Here is a 19,427-nt window from a genome sequence, read left to right as displayed (position 1 = left end):
TTTCAATCCACTTTAAATAATGGAAAAAAATTTTATTAACACTATTCGACATTTTTTATTTTTCTATTGCATCCACTAACCAAAACGAATATTATATTAAGTGTGATTTTTAATGTTCGTATTTTGGAGGTTTCCAATGTTTAAATTACAGGAAAATGGAACAAATACAAAAAAAGAGATAATCGCTGGTCTTACTACGTTCTTAACAATGGTATACGTTGTCGTGGTAAACCCGATTATTCTCCAGGATGCCGGTGTGCCGTTTGATCAAGTATTTACCGCAACCATTATCGCTACCATCATTGGTACACTGTGGATGGCATTAATGGCCAATTATCCAATTGCGATTGCGCCGGGCATGGGAATGAATGCTTATTTCGCTTATTCCGTTGTCGGTTCTCACGGCGGTATTACGTATGCGACAGCTTTTTCTGCTGTATTTGTTGCCGGTCTTATTTTTATTGCTTTGTCCTTAACCCCTTTCCGAGAAAAATTAATTATTGCGATTCCAGATAATCTCAAACACGGGATCACAGCGGGAATCGGACTATTTATCGCTTTTATCGGCTTGCGCCAGACTGGAATTATTGCAGATCACCCGACAAACTTGGTAGCGCTGGGCGATCTTCATAGTCCTGGAGCCTTATTAGCCCTAGCTGGACTAGCCATTACAATTACGTTAATGGTGCTGAGAGTAAACGGTGCTTTGTTTATTGGAATGCTGATTACAAGCATCATCGCTTCCTTGACGGGTCAGCTGGAGATTACTAAGATTGTTTCTGCTCCTTCTCTTCCAGAGGGACTTATCATCTCTAACCCATTCGCTGCTATTGGAGACGTCATCCAGCATAATTTATACGCTGTTGTGTTCTCTTTCTTATTAGTAACGATTTTTGATACGACGGGTACGATGATCGCTGTAGCCCAGCAAGCCGGTCTGATGAAAGGCAAGACAATGCCTCGTGCGCGTCAAGCTTTGCTTGCTGACTCTATCGCCGCCACTGCTGGTTCTATCTTTGGTACAAGCCCAACAAGTGCTTACATTGAATCTTCGACTGGTGTGGCCGCTGGTGGACGTACAGGCCTTACGACTGTCGTAGTCGCTGGATTGTTCGCAGTAGCTGCTTTCTTCGGTCCACTCGTCGGTGCTGTATCCGGATTGCCGGCTATTACAGCTCCAGCGCTTATTATCGTCGGCTGTCTGATGATGGAGAGCGTAGCCAAAATTACTTGGAACGAGCTTGATGAAGCGTTTCCAGCATTTTTAATTATTCTTAGCATGCCTTTAACATCTAGTATTGCAACAGGTATTGCGCTTGGATTTATTTCTTATCCACTGTTAAAAGTGGTTCGTGGAAAATTCCGTGAAGTACATCCGCTCGTTTATGTATTTGCAGTCCTGTTCTTTTATCAGCTTGCCTTTTTGCCTCACTAAACTATAAAAAAGAAGAAGCCAAACTCGGCTTCTTCTTTTTTATGGTTTCAACACTACCTTTACGCACTCATCTTCATGATCGTTAAAAATCTTATATGCTTGAGCTGCCTGGTCTAAAGGCATAATGTGAGTAATAATTTCAGTTGGATTGATTTCGCTTGCCGCAATTTTCTCAAATAATTCAGGCATATAATGGATAACTGGAGCTTGTCCTGTTTTGATTGTTATGTTTCTTTCGAAGAAATTGCCTAGCGGGAACATGTTGTACATGAGTCCGTATACACCAGTCAGCTGGACAGTGCCAAATTTTCGCACTGCATCCTTCGCAATGTTGATGGCACTCAACGTACCGCCTTGAAGCTTAAGCTTCTGTTCGATCTTTTCAATGGCTGATTTTTTTCCGTCCATGCCAACACAGTCAATGACGATATCTGCCCCGCCATTTGTTAATTCTTTAATATGATGGCCCATTTCCGGGTATTCCGAAAAATTATAAGCCTCCACATTGTTTAGTTTTTGAGCGAGCTTCAGGCGATAAGGCAAGTAGTCCACTGCAATCACCCGCTTGGCTCCTTTCATCCAGGCAAATTTTTGGGTCATTAGCCCAATCGGACCACTTCCGAGAACGACTACTGTGTCGCCAGGCTTCATGCCTGAATGTTCGATGCTCCAATAAGCCGTTGGCAGAACGTCCGACATAAATAATAGCGCTTCGTCTTCTAATTCACATGACTCCGGAACAACAAACGGCATAAAGTTTCCGAAAGGCACACGCAAGTACTCCGCTTGTCCTCCAGGATGGTTGCCGTATTGCTCTGTATAGCCGAAATACCCTCCTGTATCCTTATGCGGGTTGGAATTGTCACATTGACTCTCCATATCATGCTGGCAATAAAAACAATGCCCACAAGAAACGTTAAATGGCAGGACGACTCGATCGCCTTTTTTTACTTTCGTTACATCTGGGCCAACCTCCTCTACAATCCCCATCGGCTCGTGGCCAATAATGTAACCCGGGCGCAGTGGCATATTTCCTTGGTAAAGATGCAAATCTGATCCACAAATCGCTGTTGACGTAATACGTACGATCACGTCATCCCTCTTTTGCAAAACGGGATCGTCCACTTCTTTTACTTGTACATCTTTCGCTCCCTGATAAGTAACAGCTTTCATAAGCATCCTCCTTTTATTAAACTCTTTCGTCCTATACCCACAATTTTCTCCTATTAAAAGGCCCCTAAAAGAAATAGACACACATTTAGAGGTTTCTAATGTGTGTCTATTTCTCATTTATGAATCAGATTGTGTCGTCGGCTTGTCCACCTGACGCTGCGGTTCAATATCTTCTCCGCGTGCTTTCTTTTCCTTTTGTTCAATTGAAAGGTTTTCATTTTCTTGCTGCTGGTTCGTCTCTTTGTTCATTTTTACTCTCTCCTTCATTGGTTCCTATTTTTATTTATTTCCTGTTCAGGAGAAACTAAACAAAAAAGTACCTTATTGAACGCTTCTCTATCTCAATAAGGTACTTTTTTATTATTCTTCTTTTCCAAAAAAACTTTTCATCGCATAAAAAACATCTGCTTTTTGTCTAAGAATATAATGCCTGAATCTCTTATCTTTAATGTTTTTATAAGAGTTCATTAATGTACTGTTCCGATTGTATTGATTCACTTCCCCGTAGCCAAACATATTCGATTTCTTCATTAGCTCATCAACAAGCTTGACACAGCGCAAGTTATCGGATGATAAATTATCCCCATCTGAAAAGTGAAATGGATAAATATTATAGCGGTCAGGGCTATATTTTTCCTCAATAAGGTCTAACGCCATACGGTAAGCAGATGAACAAATGGTTCCTCCGCTTTCTCCTTTAGAGAAGAAGTGCTCCTCACTCACGACCTTCGCCTCTGTATGATGGGCAATAAATTCAATATCAACTGTTTCATACTTGGTTCTCAAGAAGCGGACCATCCAGAAAAAGAAGCTTCTCGCCATATACTTTTCCCAAACTCCCATTGATCCACTTGTATCCATCATAGCAAGGATTACAGCTTTTGATTCTGGCTTTTCAACTTCTGTCCATGTCCTGAATTTTAAATCTTCCGGTAAAATCGGGTGAAATTTTGCTTCTCCCGTTAAAGCATTGCGTTTATAAGCAGATAACAACGTTTTCTTTTTATCGACATTGCCCATTAATCCCGTTTTACGGATATCGTTATACTCTACATCCTCCACCGTAAATGGCGCCTGTTCTTTTTGCTTTAAATTCGGCAGCGCCAGTTCACTAAAAAATGCTTTTTCCAAATCCATGAAGGAAACTTCTGCTTCGTAATAATCTTCCCCCGCTTGATCACCAGGACCACTGCCTTTACCTGGTCCATCAGCAGGACTGCCGTCACGGGCGATAACATCTCCAACCTGGCTGTCGCCATCTCCCTGTCCGACATGTTTGTTTTTATCATAATTGTACCTGATTTTATATTCTTCAATCGAGCGGATTGGAATCTTGATGACTTCATTTCCATTTGACATGATAATACTTTCTTCGGTTACCAAGTCTGGCAAATTTTTCTTAATGGCATCTTGCACTTTTTCCTTATGCCGCTCTTGATCATCATATCCTTTGCGGTGAAGAGACCAATTTTCACGGGACACGTGATGCTCGCTCATCTCCTATCATCTCTCCTTTCCTTGGAATTATAGTATGCATGCAGGCGCAAAGTTGTACAGGGTAGATATAGAATCACGTAGTCGAAAAGGAAAAAAGAGGGCGGCCAAAAGCGGCTGCCTCTTCTTCTATCTGTTCAGCAAGCTGCCGACATAACGCAACAGTTCATTGGCTGAGACAGAATTATAGCCATGATCATCAATTAAGCGAGCAACCACTTCATTGATCTTCTTTAACTGCTGTTCATCCGGCGTTTTCGTAGAAGTCGTAATTTTTACGATATCTTTTAAATCAGCAAACAGCTTTTTCTGAATGGCTTCACGAAGCCGGTCATGAGAATGGTAATCAAACCGTTTGCCTTTTCTAGCGTAAGCTGAAATTCTAATTAATATTTCTTCCCTAAACGCTTTCTTAGCATTTTCAGAAATGCCGATTTGTTCCTCAATGGAGCGCATGAGCTTCTCATCTGGATTAATCTCTTCTCCTGTAAGCGGGTCGTGCATTTTGTTTTTATTGCAATACGCTTCTACATTATCTAAATAATTGTCCATTAACGTTTTAGCTGATTCTTCGTACGAATAGACGAATGCTTTTTGTACTTCTTTCTTGGCAATATTGTCGTACTCTTTTCTCGCGACAGAAATAAAGTTCAAGTATTTTTCTCTCTGTTCATTTGAAATGGATGCATGCTGATCAAGCCCCTCTTTCAGCGAGCGAAGAACATCAAGCGCATTAATGGAAGCAACTTCTTTGCGGATGATCGTAGAGGAAATGCGATTAATGACGTAACGCGGATCAATTCCGCTCATTCCTTCATCCTGGTACTCCTTCTTCAACTGATCAACATCAGCTGAATTATAGCCTTCTACACTTTCTCCATCATACAATCTCATCTTTTTAACAAGGTCAATATCTCCACGCTTCGGTTCTTTCAATCGCGTTAAAATCGTAAACATCGCTGCCACTTTTAGCGTGTGCGGCGCGATATGGACATCCGCTACATCACTTTCACGAATCATTTTTTCATAAATTTTTTCTTCTTCCGACAGCTTTAAGTTGTATGGGATTGGCATGACAATGATCCGCGAATGGAGAGCCTCGTTTTTCTTATTAGAAATAAACGAACGGTACTCCGTTTCATTCGTATGAGCCACGATCAGCTCATCCGCTGAAATAAGGGCAAATCTTCCCGCTTTGAAATTCCCTTCCTGAGTAAGAGACAGTAAATGCCATAAGAATTTTTCATCGCACTTTAACATCTCCTGAAATTCCATTAATCCACGGTTTGCTTTATTCAATTCGCCATCAAATCGGTAAGCGCGCGGATCGGATTCTGAACCGTATTCCGCAATAGTGGAAAAGTCAATGCTTCCAGTCAAATCAGCAATGTCCTGGGATTTCGGATCAGATGGGCTAAATGTTCCGATTCCGACTCGTTTGTCCTCCGAGAAAAAGATTCTTTCGACCATCACATCCTCAATTCGACCATTGTATTCTTCTTGAAGCCGCATCATATTTAACGGTGATAAATTCCCTTCAATTCGAACACCATATTCCTCATAGAAATCTCGTCTTAAATGGTCGGGGATTAAATGGAGAGGATCTTCATGCATTGGGCAGCCTTTAATTGCGTAAACAGCCCCTCTCTCAGTACGGGAATAAGCCTCCATTCCTTTTTTCAATATCGCAACAAGTGTCGACTTTCCGCCGCTGACCGGTCCCATTAACAGTAAAATCCGCTTGCGCACGTCTAACCGTTTGGCTGCCGGATGAAAATACTCTTCTACGAGTCTTTCTAGCGCCTCTTCCAGCCCGTAGAGCTCTGTGCTAAAGAAACTATATTTATTATTGCCATTTTCCTTTTCAATCCCTTTGTCTTTAATCATATGATAAATTCTGGAATGAGCCGACTGCGCCACCCAAGGCTTTTGTTTAACGATTTCCAAGTATTCCGCAAAAGTGCCTTCCCACTTTAATTTTTCTTCCTCTTCACGGTATTGTTCGATTTTTTTTAAGATATCCATATAGACCTCCCGCTTTTGCGTAATTAGAGAACGATTAATAAATCCTATGCCCGTACAGCTCTGAACATGCTAATGAAAAGCGGAATCATGGATTGTCCTTAATTTGCAATAAGTTGGCGTTTTCATTATGAATACTTTCAGCTATAATAAAAATAGTGTGCAGGAAAAGACTTCTTCAGAAAGGAGTACATAAAATGAATTTCTTACTCATTTTAGGTGTGATCATTGCCTTCCTTGCCGCAATTTTCACTGCTGGATACGAAGACAAACCAGGCGCATAATCATATAAGAAAAGCGAAGGCTATGCCAAGAAATCATTATTTTCTTACACAGCAAAAAGCACTGCAGTCCGACTGCAGTGCTTTTTATCATTTCAACTCTAAGAAATTCTGCTGACGTAATGCCTCATAAACCAAAATAGCAGCAGTATTGGATAAATTTAAGGATCTTACATTGTCGTTCATAGGAATGCGGAGACAACGGTCTTTATTTGCATGAATCAGATCCTTTGGCAGCCCCGTCGTTTCTCTTCCGAAGATAAAAAAATGATCCTTCTCACGGCTGCTATAGTCATAATTGGCGTAGTTGTTCTCACCAAATTTGGTTAAATAATAATATTCTCCACCGGCGTTCTTCTCAAAAAACTCCTCAAGAGAATCGTAATAAACAACTGTGACGAACTGCCAATAATCTAAGCCTGCCCGACGCAGCATTTTATCGTCCGTTGAGAAGCCAAGCGGACGGATTAAATGGAGAACGGTATCAGTAGCCGCACATGTTCTAGCAATATTTCCGGTATTAGCTGGAATTTCAGGCTGGTAAAGTACTACGTTAATAGACAAAATTATTCACCTCATATTTAAGCTGTAACCTATTCATTATATCACTAGTAAAAAAACTTAAGAAGAATGATCTTTAATTTGAAAGAACTTATACTTGATGCCATCTGTATAGGCAGTAGAGTCTTCATAACTCCAGTAACGCATACGGCTGTTCGTTGTGTGGGCATTAACGAGCGGCATGCCGTACCGGTCTTTCGCTGTCACAATCGTTGAATGATCGAACCGGCCATCTCCTTGAAAGTCGTAGCAGATAACATCACCGGGCTGCAGCAGTTCCGGCTCTCCTACTTCTTGAGTGCGAAGGCCTGTCTTCGATGAAGATAAGAACCAGCGAAACGCATGGGCCACCGTCCAGCTATAGCTCCAGTTATTACTCCTGGTCCACCAGCCACGGCTCCTGTCCGGATAGCCTGCCATGGGCGCTCCACCTGCATGCAGGCATTGGGAAATAAAATTAGTACAATCAACAGCAAACTGCCGGTAAGCAGGGTTATAGCTATTCCACCAACGCTCGGCATATTGAACCGCCTGCAGCCGGTCATAATGAAAAGCTCGTCTTTCCTCGAACATCTCAGGTAACTCAGCCTCTTCCGTTTCCGCTGCTAAAAAAATCGGCTGTCGCTTCGTCTCCCTATCTTCCACTAATTGTTCGTTTTCTATGCGGGCAGCCCGCTCTTCTGCCTCTTCCTCTAAATAGATAAAGCTGTCCTGCTTAATTAAATATTTAAAATGAACGAGATAACGCGTCCATTCCCCTTCTTGAGAAAGCACCCGGCCAAAAGCTTTTGCTTTAATAACTTTACTATTTCTTGAATCTAACAGTTCTTTCTTTCTTAGCCATTTCTCCTCTTCATTCCCTGCTTTGTCATCTACGAGCGACTGCAAACGCCGCTCTATCTCCTGTCGAAGCTCTTCATACATGAACAGGTCCTCCTGAACGGTTCGTTTTTCTATATCTATTCAGGCTGGTCTCCATTCATGTTACTTCATTGAAGAGATTCCTCTCTCGATTTCTTCTTTTACTTCCATGTCTGTTTCTTCTGTCATCGCTAAAACGAGCGCTTGGTGAGCTTTTTCTCCACCGATTTTAGCAATCGCCCAGGCTGCCGTTCCTCTCAAGACGGGACGAACATCGTTGTGCAGCACATCAATCAAAGAAGGAAGTGCTTCTTCTTCTTTAAAATGGGCAAGAGCGATAATAGCGTTACGCTGAATCGGCTTTTTTCCTCTCCAAGAACCTGACATATAGCCGAACCTTTGCTTAAATTCCTTGTTGCCCATCTGTAACAACGGTTCAAGCAGCGGTTTTACTGTCTCCGGCTCTGGCTCCATTTCTTCATGAAAATGAAAATTCATTCCTTTATTTTCTGGACAAACCGTTTGGCACGTATCACACCCATATAGACGATTCCCCAGTTTTTCACGAAACTCTATTGGCATAAAGTCCTTGGTTTGCGTCAAAAAAGCGATACAGCGTTTGGAATTCAGCTGTCCCCCTTGAACTAAGGCCCCTGTTGGACAGGCATCCAAGCACTTCGTACACGTGCCGCAGCGATTTTCAATTGGGCGATCCGGCTCAAATGGCAAGTTCGTAATCATCTCTCCTAAATAAACGTAGGAACCAAACTCCGGTGTAATAATGGAGCTATTTTTGCCGCTCCAGCCAATTCCAGCACGTTCAGCTACTGCTCTATCTGACAGCTCTCCCGTGTCCACCATCGAACGAAAGCGGGCATCCGGCACTTTAGCGGCAATAAATGCTTCTAATTTCCCTAAACGGTCGCGAAGGATTGTATGATAATCCTCCCCCCATGAAGCACGGCAAAAAACCCCTCTTCTTTCCCCTTTCCTTCCTTTCACTGTCTCTTTCATTTTGGAAGGATAAGCTAATGCAATCGCAATGATTGATCTTGGCTCGTCAAAAATGAAAGAAGGGTCTACCCGCTTGTTGATATCTTTTTCTTCAAAGCCTGATTGATAGCCTAGTTCCTGCTGGCGCAGCAGACGGTCTTTCAGCTCAATAAAAGGGGCTGCTGAGGCGAAACCAATTTTATCTATACCGATTTCTCGGCTATACTCAATAATTTCTTGCTTTAATAAGCGATAATCCATTTCTACTCCTCCTTTCAGAGAAAGTACCATTTACTCCATCATTCATATAAATTAAAAAACGCAACATCTTATCCAGCGAGGAATAAAACATTGCGTTAATAACAATATAAAAGAGCGGGTGATGGGAATCGAACCCACGACATCAGCTTGGAAGGCTGAGGTTTTACCATTAAACTACACCCGCAAGCAAAGTGTATAATTCATAACATGTATTCTATTATATACAAAAAATTTGTCGAATTCAAGAGGATTTTCATTTTTTTCGAATAAAGTGAAAGGAACAGCTGCCCGTCCCCCATTATTTCCTAAAGTTTTTTTCAATAAACCGATTTTCCTGCTATTCTGTCATTAAATCATACGCAATGCCAATCGTTCCTTCCTGAGCTCTCCAAAGAGCATTGTGATCCTTATCCACTTTGTCGAAATTCCCTGACTCCCACCTATCTAATATTTCCAAAAAGAACGCCTCTGACTTAAAATCGTTTTCCATCACATGTTTCTTCAGTGCCGCAATATTATCTGGGGTCATTTCAATGGCTCCCCACTTTTCATCCGCCACAACCTTTTGGTGAGTCATCTGATGCATCATTTCCGTAACCTGTGGTTCATTTCCCACAATAAGCGCAGGCAGCTCTGTATTTGATTCTCCATTCACCTTTATTTGTCTTTGGAGAAATTCATCGTTCACTTTCGCTTCCTCTTTCGTTTGAATCGGTTTGTTTTGAGCTTCCTTCTCTGCCGGGCCGTCTGCACTCATTATCGTTAACGCGATTCCCCCAAAAACAGCAAAAATCGTTACAATCGAAAGTAAAATACTAGCAATTTTTTTAATATCCATTTCATCACCTAGCGTCATCATGATCGTTTATTCTAAAAAAGCTTTCTCCCAACTTGGATGGCCCTCGGTTGCAATATATTTATTATCCTTGATTAACTGGAAAATTTTTATATTTCCAGATTATCATACTTGTTCTATAACGGGAATAAAACTTTTTCACTAGAGAAACTCCTCCTCTTGAAAACTGGAAATCTTGTTTCATTCGGCATTTGGTATTCATTCTGAAATGACGGAGCTCTCATTGTCAGGAATAACTTCATGCTATAATCAATTTTGGAAGCAACCGGAAAAAGCAACCGGCGGCTGAAGGAGGAACGAGATGGAGAAAATTATGATTATTGAGGATGATCCAAAGATTGCTGGACATTTAAAACTATTTATTGAAAAATACGGACTGCAAGGTGTCGTGATAGAGAACTTTGACAATATAATGGAGCAATTTCATAAAGAGAAGCCTGACCTCGTCTTATTAGATATTAATTTGCCTAAGTTCGATGGCTACTATTGGTGCCGGCAAATTCGGCTCGTTTCTATTTGTCCCATTATTTTCATCTCAGCACGGGTAGGAGAAATGGATCAAGTAATGGCTTTAGAAAACGGCGGAGATGACTTTATTACAAAACCGTTTCATGCCGATGTTGTCATAGCTAAGATTCGCAGCCAGCTCCGGCGGGCTTATGGCGCCTATTCCTCTAAACATCAGGAACAGGTACTTGAGTTAGAAGGACTGAAGCTTTATCCAGAGCGGTTTGAACTGCATTTTTCCGGACAGGAAACGCGACTAACAAAAAAAGAATCCGATATTCTTGAAAGTTTAATCGATCGTTATCCTCGTATAGCAGGAAGAGAGGACTTGCTGGAGAAATTATGGGATGAACATATTTGTGTAGATGAAAATACACTGAATGTTAATGTTACTCGTGTGCGTAAAAAGCTGCAGGAGCTCGGAATTGAACAGGCAATCGAAACGGTACGTGGTGCTGGCTACCGGCTGAATATAACGTGGGGACCGGCAGGGAAATGAAATTATTTTTTCGTGAACATTTGCTGCTCATTTTCGTTCAGCTTATTCAATTTTCCGTTCTTTTTCTTATTTTTTGGCTCGATGGCTATCATCATATTTCCGTTTTCCTATATGCCATTTTCGTCGGTCTGTTCTTTCTGACGGGCTACCTATTCTATCATTACATAAGCCGGCGGTGGTTTTATAAAAGGCTTGAGATCGGTATTCTTGCACCCGAAGAGGCCCTAGAGAAAACAGGATCTTCTCCACCTGCCATGGCACTGGACGCCCTATTAAAATCGCAGTATCAGCTTTATATGACAGCTTTACAGCAAGCCGAAAAGCGGCAGGAAGACCATCTAGAATTCATGGATCGCTGGGTGCATCAAATGAAAACACCGCTTTCGGTGATTGAACTAACCGCCCAAAATCTCGACGAACCAGATTCTTCGAATATTCGTGAAGAGACAGAGAGGATGCGTCATAGCCTCAATACCGTTCTTTATAATGCACGCTTACGAACGATTGAACAGGATTTTCAAATTAAGCCGGTTGTACTATCGAAAACCGTACAAGCCGTCAATGCCGAAAACAAGCGCTTTTATATCCGCAGCCGGGTCTATCCCCGCTTTCATGAGCAACGCCCCGGCATTACGGTTGAATCAGATGAGAAATGGCTGTTTTTTATTCTTGGCCAGCTTGTGCAGAACGCCGTGAAATACTCATCCGGCAAAAGCTCGTCTATCGATATTGCACTTTATGAAAGAAACGGTGCGGCTATATTAGAAATAAAAGACCAGGGAATCGGCATTCCTCTCGAAGACCAAAGACGTATTTTCCACAAATTCTTCACTGGATCAAACGGCCGCAAATACCGTGAATCTACTGGGATGGGGCTGTATCTCGTAAACGAGGTGTGCCATTATCTCGGACATAATTTGGAGATGGAATCGGAAGTCGGCGAAGGATCGATTTTTCGCATTGTCTTCAGCCCTTCACAAAACCTTACACCGATGTAAGAAAAGTGAAAGAAAGTTCGATAGCCCCCTCTGGCACCATGCGTTACACTGGCATCAATACAAATGCGAGAGGAGAAATAAGCATGCTTGAAGTAAAAAGAGTCGGAAAAGTGTATGAAGGAAAAGTGGCATACCGTGCTCTAACCGACATTGATTTGCGTATAGAAGATGGTGAGTTTGTTTCCATTATGGGACCATCTGGCAGCGGAAAAACAACTCTATTAAACATGGTCGCCACTATTGATGAACCGACGACTGGAGAAATTACGATTAACGGGCAGAACCCGCACCGGCTGAAAAAGAATGAGCTGGCTAAGTTCCGCCGCAGAGAGCTTGGTTTTGTATTTCAAGACTTCAATCTTCTTCATACGCTCACAGTGGAAGAAAATATCGTGCTGCCGCTTACGCTCGACGGCAAAAGCGTCAAGGAAATGAAAGACAAAGCAAAGGCTGTAGCTGAAAAGCTAGGCATTGCAGGCATTATGAATAAACGAACTTTTGAAATCTCGGGAGGACAGGCGCAGCGGGCAGCAGTTGCCCGGGCTATCATTCACAATCCGAAGCTTTTGCTTGCCGATGAACCAACAGGCAATCTTGATTCTAAAGCATCTAAGGACGTAATGGAGCTCTTGGCCTCTTTGAATAAAAACGACAAGATGACCACACTCCTCGTCACACATGAAGCACAGGCAGCAAGCTATGCTGACCGCGTCGTCTTTATCCGTGATGGTAAGCTTTATTCGGAGATTTATCGTGGAGACAGCCAAAAAGGCTTCTTCCAACAAATCATCGACACACTTTCCTTGCTTGGGGGGAATGACCATGACTTTTCGTCAGTTCGCGTTTAACAACGTCCTCCGCAACAAGCGGCTGTATGCGGCTTATTTTCTGAGCAGCCTGTTCACAGTTATGGTTTTCTTTACCTTTGCCATCTTTGCTTTTCACCCGTCATTCCAAGATAGCGACATGAATAAAAATGCGATGTTCGGCCTAGCTGTGGCCGGTGGCATCATCTACGTATTCTCTTTCTTTTTTGTTCTATATTCCATGAGTGCCTTCTTACAGTCTCGAAAAAAAGAATTCGGTTTGCTGATGATGCAGGGAATGAGCACTCGGCAAATCCGGCTGATGGTTTTTATGGAAAACATGTTGATCGGATTATTCGCCACTATAAGCGGCATCCTGCTCGGACTTGTCTTTGCTAAGCTCATTTTGCTTTTGGCTGAAAATGTCCTGATCCTTGAGGAAAATCTCCATTTTTATTGGCCATTTTTAGCCATGCTTATTACGTTTATTTCCTTTATTATTTTGTTTTTGTTTATCTCATTTTTTGTTTCCTTTATTCTCCGCACTCATAAGCTGGTTGACTTGATTAAAGGGGACAAGAAACCAAAGGATGAACCAAAAGCTTCTGTCCTGTTATCTATTCTCGCTGTACTTTTACTAGTGGGTGGATATGGAACAGCACTTTATGTAAAAGGAATGGCAGTCATGATGGCGATGATACCAGTTGTGGTTGTCGTAGTGATTGGCACCTACCTGCTATTCAGCCAGTTAAATGTCTTTATGATTCGCCGTATGAAACGAAACAAAGCTCTCTTCTGGCGCAATACGAATATGATCTTATTTTCAGACCTGTCCTTCCGGATGAAGGATAATGCGCGCGCCTTTTTTATGGTCGCCATTATCTCAACCGTTGCCTTCAGCGCAATCGGCGCTTTGTATGGAACGCATTCCTATTTAACGAAAGGCATCGTCCAAGCAAACCCGTTTACGTACAGTTACCATCCTTATGAGAATACAAAAAACATCGAGAAAAATGTACAATACGCCCAAAACACCATTGACCGTAATGGAATCGATGCAGAGCGGCTGAACATAACGAAGATTTATGTTCCAATGAACGGCCAACCTAATACCATACTCGTTTTAAAGGCTGGCGATTATAATAAAGCAGCACAGCTGCTTGGCAAACCGCAGCTCGACCTCAAGGAAGGAGAAGCCGTCGTGGCTAAAAAAAGCATTGCGAATCTTGATCAGAGTAACCAAGATGACAATCTGCTGAAACAGACCATCACGCTTACTACCGGAAAAGAAATCAAGCCAAGCGAGATGGTAGAGGCTGACGCCTATCCAAATTTTGAGAACTACTATATTGTGAGTGATCACATATATAACCAACTGCCGAAACCTGTAAAAACAGAGCAGGAGGTCGTCTGGTATGCGTCAAACAAAAACACTTCAGAACAATTGCGCAAAACGGGAGAAGTTTTACAAGAACATTATGAACCTGGAACCTTTTTTTCAATTGATTTTATTATCTATGAAATTGAAAAAGGCTATGGTCCTATTCTCTTTATCGGGTTGTTTATCGGCATCGTCTTTTTCGTATCAGCCGGAAGCTTTCTCTATTTCCGCCTTTTTACGGACCTGTCTGAAGATAAAATAAAATTCCAAGCCATTGCTAAAATGGGCTTGACCGTACCAGAAATGAAAAAGATCGTCAACCGCCAAACAGCCTTGCTGTTTTTTGCACCAATGATGGTCGCACTCATCCATGGCGCTGTCGCCCTGACCTCCCTATCGCGGATGTTCAGCTACAATCTAGTAACAGAATCCGCAATGGTACTGACGAGCTTTCTCGTCATTCAAATCATTTACTACCTTATCGTCCGCTTCTTCTACATCAAACAAATTAAAGAAGCAATCCAATAACCCTAAACAAGGAGCAACTTGGCGGTTGCTCCTTGTTTTTTTCTCTAATGTGTTTTTCAGTCTAAAATTTCTTAGAAAAAGGACTGGCTGCGAAAGCCCGTCCTGACTGCAAATGTTTAGTCCAATCAGACGCCAGGTGCTGCCTCGCATCTGATATATAGTATGAAGATTTCAAGGCAAGCGTTACCCCATTTATTAAATTTGAGCCTTATTCCCAATAACAATGACATTTGGACACATGAAAGCTTCCACATATACAAAATAAAAAATGGAGAGCCGGCAGACACACTCGTTTTGTTTACTTAACGCCCTTAGCTAAAATCCAGCTCCTCCTGAATCTTCTTGACAAAAAGGAACCTTATTTGTCGAAGTCCTGACGCACTGTCTTGCGAATCATAACATCCTTGCTCTTAAGCTATATAACTGCAAAATAGGCGCATTCACTTCAATAATAGACCACTCTATAGCCCACTCAGTCATCTTAAGCATCCTTTATTTCGGAATTATTCTACAGCGACGACAAGGATTTTCCCTTTCTTTACATCCTCTTCATACCGACGAGCTTCTTCTTCCTCTAATCCTATCTCCTGTAAGGCACCGTTTAAATCGCCAGCTTTGGCAACAGCACCAGATACCGCTCCACCCAGGGTTAACAATAACGGGCCTGCCGCTATAATGGGACCGATGCCAGGGAGTGCTAAAGCACTCATCCCGACAAAAAAACCAGCCAATCCAATTATTCCACCAGCCGTTGCCCCTGCCATCATTCCTTCCGTTTCTTTAAGTTCCACTTGCTCACCATTCGATTCCAATCCTTCTATATTTTTTGCCACAATAGAGATTTGCTCAAGGTTGTAGCCCTTCCTCTGTAAATTCTCTACCGCATTCTGTGCCTGTTTTTCAGTTTCATAAACACCTATGATTCGTTTTTCCATGAGCGATTATCTCCTTTACATGATGTACTCATTAAATTCCCTTTCAGGAAAATTTCAATCATGCAAATTTCTAGAAAATGATCAGCAATCGTCAAGTTAGTGAACTGCCAGCTTAGCGATCCTAAGAATGATCATTACATAATCAAATGGTAAGTCCGAAGCTTATTTTGATTCATAATAGAAACCTCTATAAATTATTTTATCTTACAGAATCTTTATATCCACACCTGTTTAAAGTGTAAAGCAAGGAGAGAAAAAATCTAGTTTATATTTGCGGCGGTAATATAATCTCACCACACTAAATCTCGCTGCACGTATGGCTCTCTCACAAACACTGTTTTATCGGGCATTTAAGCTTTTAAAGAACTTCAGAGCAAAACAAAAAGCCTTCATAAATGAAGACCTATTTCTCTACAGATTTATTATTTCTAAAATTGTTTTTAATAAACTGCATTTCCTCTTCTTCGCTAACTACTCCAAACGCTTTTCCGATATTTCCATTTTGAAGCTTCCAGAAAAAGTTGTGATCCTTATCGACTTCACTAAAGTCTCCTTGTTTCCATTTTTCAGTTATTAATAGAAGATCTTCTTTATCCTTAAATTTACTGGGTTTAATAACTTCGTATACTTTGTCAATGTTCGCCGGAGTCATTTCAATAGCTCCCCATTTATCTCTAGCAATAACCTTTTGGTGAGTCATTTTGTGCATAATAGAGACTATTTCGTCTTGTGTTGGATTCTTCTTAACTTCTATTTTATTCTCCACTCCGCCAATTACCTTTGTTTGATCTTCCTTTGATACTTCTTCTTTAGTTTCTTTTTCTTTGGGTGATGATTTTTGGACTATTAATAACGACGCTAAACCAACGAGTATTATCATAGAAATTGTGATAACTATGATGGCTAAAAGTTTTTTATTCATGTTGACTCCCCTAAAATATTCTGTTAGAAATTTATAGATTCTTCTTCACAAACACAGATATTACTTCATTACTTAGCAAATCCCTAAATTGTTCTCTAAAGTATTTGGATAAATTCACCATTACTATATATTATCATGGATTTAGTATCCATAACAGGGTTATCGTGGGGATGATTAAACCAATTCATAATCAAGGTCTAGTTCTTCTTTTTCATATTTCATATTAAAATAAGTGTCCTGCATTCCATTAAGCAACTTTCAACGTTCCTCGTTATCCATGCCTTTAATGATCTTGCCTGATTAGATGAATGTTTATTTAAAAAGTATTTTAACTTCCTTATAGAGCATTCTGAAGCCTTCTGTGTCATATAAAATTAGGCATTTACTCTAACCATTTATATAAAGGAGAATTATTATTTTTGATTAATTTTTTCCGAAAGATCCATTTCTCCTCTTTTTACCCAACACTTATACAACGTGTTTTCAAGAATGATAGGTCCGAAGATAAGCTCGTAAATTTTCATTGATAATTCTTTTCTTCACAACAACCTCCCTGTGCACACGATTTTGGATTAATCTTGTCGTGTTAAAAGAACGCAAAAAAAGGCTTCAACATCGCTGTTGAAGCCTTAGTTTTACTAGTTTGTTAATACCGGTGGTCGGGGTCGAACCGACACTCCTCACGGAACACGATTTTGAGTCGTGCGCGTCTGCCAATTCCGCCACACCGGCATAAAATTGGAGGCGGCAACCGGATTTGAACCGGTGATAAAGGTTTTGCAGACCTCTGCCTTACCACTTGGCTATGCCGCCAACATAAATGGAGCGGAAGACGGGATTCGAACCCGCGACCCCCACCTTGGCAAGGTGGTGTTCTACCACTGAACTACTTCCGCGTACTGGGCTAGCTGGATTCGAACCAACGAGTGACGGAGTCAAAGTCCGTTGCCTTACCGCTTGGCTATAGCCCATTAGTAATATAATTTATGGGGCGATCGAGGGGAATCGAACCCCCGAGTGTCGGAGCCACAATCCGATGCGTTAACCACTTCGCCACGACCGCCATAATAGTATTTAATTTAAATTGGCAGGGGCAGTAGGAATCGAACCCACACTGGAGGTTTTGGAGACCTCTGTTCTACCGTTAAACTATGCCCCTATAAAACTGGTGGAGGGGGACGGATTCGAACCGCCGAACCCTGAGGGAGCGGATTTACAGTCCGCCGCGTTTAGCCACTTCGCTACCCCTCCATGAATATATACTGTTGAGAAAATGGTGCCGGCAAGAGGACTTGAACCCCCAACCTACTGATTACAAGTCAGTTGCTCTACCAATTGAGCTACACCGGCAAACAGTGGTGGCTCAGGACGGAATCGAACCGCCGACACATGGATTTTCAGTCCATTGCTCTACCGACTGAGCTACTGAGCCAACATGAATGTTTATGTAAAAATGGCGGTCCGGACGGGACTCGAACCCGCGACCTCCTGCGTGACAGGCAGGCATTCTAACCAACTGAACTACCGGACCATTATAATTGCGGGGGCAGGATTTGAACCTGCGACCTTCGGGTTATGAGCCCGACGAGCTACCGGGCTGCTCCACCCCGCGTCGATGTTATGGTGGAGGATGACGGGTTCGAACCGCCGACCCCCTGCTTGTAAGGCAGGTGCTCTCCCAGCTGAGCTAATCCTCCGTATGTATGGTGACCCCTACGGGATTCGAACCCGTGTTACCGCCGTGAAAGGGCGGTGTCTTAACCGCTTGACCAAGGGGCCATATTTTTTAAGCTGTATGAAAATGGCGGAGAGCAAGGGATTCGAACCCTTGAGACAGCGGTAACCGTCTACACGATTTCCAATCGTGCTCCTTCGGCCAGCTCGGACAGCTCTCCATGTATGGCTCCGCAGGCAAGATTCGAACTTGCGACCGATCGGTTAACAGCCGATTGCTCTACCACTGAGCTACTGCGGAATAATTGATGTTCAGCTGAAACGCCGGAAGAAATGATAAGCGTCTTTTGCTCGCCTGGCAACGTCCTACTCTTACAAGGGGAAGCCCCTCACTACCATCGGCGCTGAAGAGCTTAACTTCCGTGTTCGGGATGGGAACGGGTGTGACCTCTTCGCTATCGCCACCAGACTATTTAAGACATTTACTATTATAACAAAAAATTCTTGTTTGGCAAGCTTTTTTTGTTCTTTCAAAACTGGATAATATGTTTCAGTAACCGGCAATACCATGCCATAGTTTATTGCTTTTACGCCGTGCGGCGTTTAGTTCTTGGTTAAGTCCTCGATCGATTAGTATTCGTCAGCTCCACGTGTCGCCACGCTTCCACCTCGAACCTATCTACCTGATCATCTTTCAGGGATCTTACTAGCTTGCGCTATGGGAAATCTCATCTTGAGGGGGGCTTCATGCTTAGATGCTTTCAGCACTTATCCCGTCCGCACATAGCTACCCAGCGATGCCTTTGGCAAGACAACTGGTACACCAGCGGTGCGTCCATCCCGGTCCTCTCGTACTAAGGACAGCTCCTCTCAAATTTCCTGCGCCCGCGACGGATAGGGACCGAACTGTCTCACGACGTTCTGAACCCAGCTCGCGTACCGCTTTAATGGGCGAACAGCCCAACCCTTGGGACCGACTACAGCCCCAGGATGCGATGAGCCGACATCGAGGTGCCAAACCTCCCCGTCGATGTGGACTCTTGGGGGAGATAAGCCTGTTATCCCCGGGGTAGCTTTTATCCGTTGAGCGATGGCCCTTCCATGCGGAACCACCGGATCACTAAGCCCGACTTTCGTCCCTGCTCGACTTGTAGGTCTCGCAGTCAAGCTCCCTTGTGCCTTTACACTCTGCGAATGATTTCCAACCATTCTGAGGGAACCTTTGGGCGCCTCCGTTACT

Annotated in this window: 15 protein-coding genes, 16 tRNA genes, 1 rRNA gene and 3 other annotated features; of the genes, 5 read left to right on the top strand and 27 right to left on the bottom strand. The window is 42.6% G+C overall.

Translation table 11 applies throughout. From position 1 onward, the window contains the following. Positions 1 to 136 precede the first annotated feature (136 nt). Positions 137 to 1,435, top strand: a complete 1,299-nt coding sequence (locus AC623_RS03335; RefSeq protein WP_049660540.1) for an NCS2 family permease — start codon at positions 137 to 139, stop codon at positions 1,433 to 1,435. Positions 1,436 to 1,474: 39 nt separating this feature from the next. Here the strand turns inward: AC623_RS03335 and AC623_RS03330 are convergent, their stop codons facing one another. The 9 genes from AC623_RS03330 to AC623_RS03295 all read right to left on the bottom strand — a co-directional run bounded on the left by AC623_RS03330 (position 1,475) and on the right by AC623_RS03295 (position 9,919). Further along, positions 1,475 to 2,608: a zinc-dependent alcohol dehydrogenase gene (locus tag AC623_RS03330; protein WP_049660538.1), complete on the bottom strand. Its 1,134-nt coding sequence runs from the start codon at positions 2,606 to 2,608 to the stop codon at positions 1,475 to 1,477. Positions 2,609 to 2,725: 117 nt separating this feature from the next. Then, positions 2,726 to 2,857 carry a 3-methyladenine DNA glycosylase gene (locus AC623_RS21340; RefSeq protein ID WP_095407468.1) on the bottom strand — a complete coding sequence of 44 codons (132 nt, stop codon included), beginning with the start codon at positions 2,855 to 2,857 and terminating at the stop codon, positions 2,726 to 2,728. A gap of 111 nt (positions 2,858 to 2,968) precedes the next feature. Beyond that, positions 2,969 to 4,105 (bottom strand): sporulation protein YhbH, encoded by a 1,137-nt coding sequence (gene yhbH / locus AC623_RS03325; protein ID WP_049660536.1) that lies wholly within the window; start codon positions 4,103 to 4,105, stop codon positions 2,969 to 2,971. Positions 4,106 to 4,231: 126 nt separating this feature from the next. Further along, positions 4,232 to 6,127 (bottom strand): PrkA family serine protein kinase, encoded by a 1,896-nt coding sequence (locus AC623_RS03320; RefSeq protein WP_049660533.1) that lies wholly within the window; start codon positions 6,125 to 6,127, stop codon positions 4,232 to 4,234. A gap of 368 nt (positions 6,128 to 6,495) precedes the next feature. After that, entirely contained in the window at positions 6,496 to 6,975 is a 480-nt protein-coding gene (gene trmL / locus AC623_RS03315) for a tRNA (uridine(34)/cytosine(34)/5-carboxymethylaminomethyluridine(34)-2'-O)-methyltransferase TrmL (protein WP_442853554.1), read from the bottom strand. Between the two features lie 51 nt (positions 6,976 to 7,026). Continuing rightward, the gene (locus AC623_RS03310) at positions 7,027 to 7,890 is read right to left on the bottom strand and encodes an amidase domain-containing protein (protein ID WP_049660528.1); all 864 of its coding nucleotides are present in this window, start codon (positions 7,888 to 7,890) and stop codon (positions 7,027 to 7,029) included. A 60-nt stretch (positions 7,891 to 7,950) separates the two neighbouring features. Then, on the bottom strand, positions 7,951 to 9,081 hold the full coding sequence (queG, locus tag AC623_RS03305; protein ID WP_049660527.1) for a tRNA epoxyqueuosine(34) reductase QueG: 1,131 nt from the start codon (positions 9,079 to 9,081) through the stop codon (positions 7,951 to 7,953). Positions 9,082 to 9,194: 113 nt separating this feature from the next. Further along, positions 9,195 to 9,265: transfer RNA gene (locus AC623_RS03300), tRNA-Gly, on the bottom strand. A gap of 153 nt (positions 9,266 to 9,418) precedes the next feature. Continuing rightward, positions 9,419 to 9,919: a DUF6241 domain-containing protein gene (locus tag AC623_RS03295; RefSeq protein ID WP_156186991.1), complete on the bottom strand. Its 501-nt coding sequence runs from the start codon at positions 9,917 to 9,919 to the stop codon at positions 9,419 to 9,421. Between the two features lie 319 nt (positions 9,920 to 10,238). On the opposite strand from AC623_RS03295, the gene AC623_RS03290 reads away from it, so the two are divergent. From AC623_RS03290 to AC623_RS03275, 4 genes are all read left to right on the top strand, one after another. Next, on the top strand, positions 10,239 to 10,943 hold the full coding sequence (locus AC623_RS03290) for a response regulator transcription factor (protein ID WP_049660520.1): 705 nt from the start codon (positions 10,239 to 10,241) through the stop codon (positions 10,941 to 10,943). Beyond that, a complete protein-coding gene (locus AC623_RS03285; protein WP_049660518.1) occupies positions 10,940 to 11,941 on the top strand; it encodes a sensor histidine kinase in 1,002 nt (333 codons plus the stop codon). Before AC623_RS03290 ends, AC623_RS03285 begins: the two co-directional genes overlap by 4 nt. 83 nt (positions 11,942 to 12,024) lie before the next feature. Continuing rightward, positions 12,025 to 12,789, top strand: a complete 765-nt coding sequence (locus tag AC623_RS03280) for an ABC transporter ATP-binding protein (RefSeq protein WP_049660516.1) — start codon at positions 12,025 to 12,027, stop codon at positions 12,787 to 12,789. Further along, positions 12,764 to 14,656 carry an ABC transporter permease gene (locus AC623_RS03275; protein ID WP_049660514.1) on the top strand — a complete coding sequence of 631 codons (1,893 nt, stop codon included), beginning with the start codon at positions 12,764 to 12,766 and terminating at the stop codon, positions 14,654 to 14,656. Before AC623_RS03280 ends, AC623_RS03275 begins: the two co-directional genes overlap by 26 nt. A 503-nt stretch (positions 14,657 to 15,159) precedes the next feature. Here AC623_RS03275 and AC623_RS03270 read toward each other — a convergent pair. From AC623_RS03270 to rrf, 18 genes are all read right to left on the bottom strand, one after another. Beyond that, positions 15,160 to 15,591, bottom strand: coding sequence for a general stress protein (locus AC623_RS03270; protein WP_049660512.1), 432 nt, complete (start codon positions 15,589 to 15,591; stop codon positions 15,160 to 15,162). A gap of 403 nt (positions 15,592 to 15,994) precedes the next feature. Then, positions 15,995 to 16,513 carry a DUF6241 domain-containing protein gene (locus AC623_RS03265; protein ID WP_049660510.1) on the bottom strand — a complete coding sequence of 173 codons (519 nt, stop codon included), beginning with the start codon at positions 16,511 to 16,513 and terminating at the stop codon, positions 15,995 to 15,997. A gap of 650 nt (positions 16,514 to 17,163) precedes the next feature. Further along, positions 17,164 to 17,245, bottom strand: a tRNA-Leu gene (locus AC623_RS03260). A 7-nt stretch (positions 17,246 to 17,252) separates the two neighbouring features. Then, a tRNA-Cys gene (locus AC623_RS03255) sits at positions 17,253 to 17,326 on the bottom strand. A gap of 8 nt (positions 17,327 to 17,334) precedes the next feature. Then, positions 17,335 to 17,409: transfer RNA gene (locus AC623_RS03250), tRNA-Gly, on the bottom strand. Positions 17,410 to 17,412: 3 nt separating this feature from the next. Continuing rightward, a tRNA-Gln gene (locus AC623_RS03245) sits at positions 17,413 to 17,484 on the bottom strand. A gap of 16 nt (positions 17,485 to 17,500) precedes the next feature. Then, a tRNA-His gene (locus AC623_RS03240) sits at positions 17,501 to 17,576 on the bottom strand. Between the two features lie 22 nt (positions 17,577 to 17,598). After that, positions 17,599 to 17,672, bottom strand: a tRNA-Trp gene (locus AC623_RS03235). A 7-nt stretch (positions 17,673 to 17,679) separates the two neighbouring features. After that, positions 17,680 to 17,764 (bottom strand) — tRNA-Tyr (locus AC623_RS03230). A 23-nt stretch (positions 17,765 to 17,787) separates the two neighbouring features. Beyond that, positions 17,788 to 17,863 (bottom strand) — tRNA-Thr (locus AC623_RS03225). 6 nt (positions 17,864 to 17,869) lie between these two features. Continuing rightward, positions 17,870 to 17,945 (bottom strand) — tRNA-Phe (locus tag AC623_RS03220). Between the two features lie 22 nt (positions 17,946 to 17,967). Beyond that, positions 17,968 to 18,044, bottom strand: a tRNA-Asp gene (locus tag AC623_RS03215). A 7-nt stretch (positions 18,045 to 18,051) separates the two neighbouring features. Continuing rightward, positions 18,052 to 18,125: transfer RNA gene (locus AC623_RS03210), tRNA-Met, on the bottom strand. Between the two features lie 9 nt (positions 18,126 to 18,134). Further along, a tRNA-Val gene (locus AC623_RS03205) sits at positions 18,135 to 18,210 on the bottom strand. 7 nt (positions 18,211 to 18,217) lie between these two features. Next, positions 18,218 to 18,292, bottom strand: a tRNA-Glu gene (locus AC623_RS03200). A gap of 23 nt (positions 18,293 to 18,315) precedes the next feature. Beyond that, positions 18,316 to 18,408, bottom strand: a tRNA-Ser gene (locus AC623_RS03195). Between the two features lie 5 nt (positions 18,409 to 18,413). Next, positions 18,414 to 18,488, bottom strand: a tRNA-Asn gene (locus tag AC623_RS03190). Between the two features lie 52 nt (positions 18,489 to 18,540). Beyond that, positions 18,541 to 18,656: ribosomal RNA gene (gene rrf / locus AC623_RS03185) — 5S ribosomal RNA — on the bottom strand. 153 nt (positions 18,657 to 18,809) lie between these two features. Further along, positions 18,810 to 19,071, bottom strand: a sequence feature (23S ribosomal RNA rRNA prediction is too short). A 19-nt stretch (positions 19,072 to 19,090) separates the two neighbouring features. Beyond that, positions 19,091 to 19,250, bottom strand: a sequence feature (23S ribosomal RNA rRNA prediction is too short). A 19-nt stretch (positions 19,251 to 19,269) separates the two neighbouring features. Next, positions 19,270 to 19,415: a sequence feature (23S ribosomal RNA rRNA prediction is too short), on the bottom strand. Positions 19,416 to 19,427 lie beyond the last annotated feature (12 nt).

This window comes from Bacillus sp. FJAT-27231 (genome assembly GCF_001183975.1).
GTDB lineage: Bacteria > Bacillota > Bacilli > Bacillales > Domibacillaceae > Pseudobacillus > Pseudobacillus wudalianchiensis.
Note: the sequence above shows the minus strand (reverse complement) of the source record. Positions and strands in the feature narration are given on the sequence as shown.

Excerpts from the sequence above, each read along its gene's own strand:
- AC623_RS03335 (WP_049660540.1), top strand. The coding sequence starts at position 137 with ATGTTTAAATTACAGGAAAATGGAACAAATACAAAAAAAGAGATAATC.
- AC623_RS03330 (WP_049660538.1), bottom strand. The coding sequence starts at position 2,608 with ATGAAAGCTGTTACTTATCAGGGAGCGAAAGATGTACAAGTAAAAGAA.
- AC623_RS21340 (WP_095407468.1), bottom strand. The coding sequence starts at position 2,857 with ATGAACAAAGAGACGAACCAGCAGCAAGAAAATGAAAACCTTTCAATT.
- yhbH (WP_049660536.1), bottom strand. The coding sequence starts at position 4,105 with ATGAGCGAGCATCACGTGTCCCGTGAAAATTGGTCTCTTCACCGCAAA.
- AC623_RS03320 (WP_049660533.1), bottom strand. The coding sequence starts at position 6,127 with ATGGATATCTTAAAAAAAATCGAACAATACCGTGAAGAGGAAGAAAAA.
- AC623_RS03310 (WP_049660528.1), bottom strand. The coding sequence starts at position 7,890 with ATGTATGAAGAGCTTCGACAGGAGATAGAGCGGCGTTTGCAGTCGCTC.
- queG (WP_049660527.1), bottom strand. The coding sequence starts at position 9,081 with ATGGATTATCGCTTATTAAAGCAAGAAATTATTGAGTATAGCCGAGAA.
- AC623_RS03295 (WP_156186991.1), bottom strand. The coding sequence starts at position 9,919 with ATGGATATTAAAAAAATTGCTAGTATTTTACTTTCGATTGTAACGATT.
- AC623_RS03290 (WP_049660520.1), top strand. The coding sequence starts at position 10,239 with ATGGAGAAAATTATGATTATTGAGGATGATCCAAAGATTGCTGGACAT.
- AC623_RS03285 (WP_049660518.1), top strand. The coding sequence starts at position 10,940 with ATGAAATTATTTTTTCGTGAACATTTGCTGCTCATTTTCGTTCAGCTT.
- AC623_RS03280 (WP_049660516.1), top strand. The coding sequence starts at position 12,025 with ATGCTTGAAGTAAAAAGAGTCGGAAAAGTGTATGAAGGAAAAGTGGCA.
- AC623_RS03275 (WP_049660514.1), top strand. The coding sequence starts at position 12,764 with ATGACTTTTCGTCAGTTCGCGTTTAACAACGTCCTCCGCAACAAGCGG.
- AC623_RS03270 (WP_049660512.1), bottom strand. The coding sequence starts at position 15,591 with ATGGAAAAACGAATCATAGGTGTTTATGAAACTGAAAAACAGGCACAG.
- AC623_RS03265 (WP_049660510.1), bottom strand. The coding sequence starts at position 16,513 with ATGAATAAAAAACTTTTAGCCATCATAGTTATCACAATTTCTATGATA.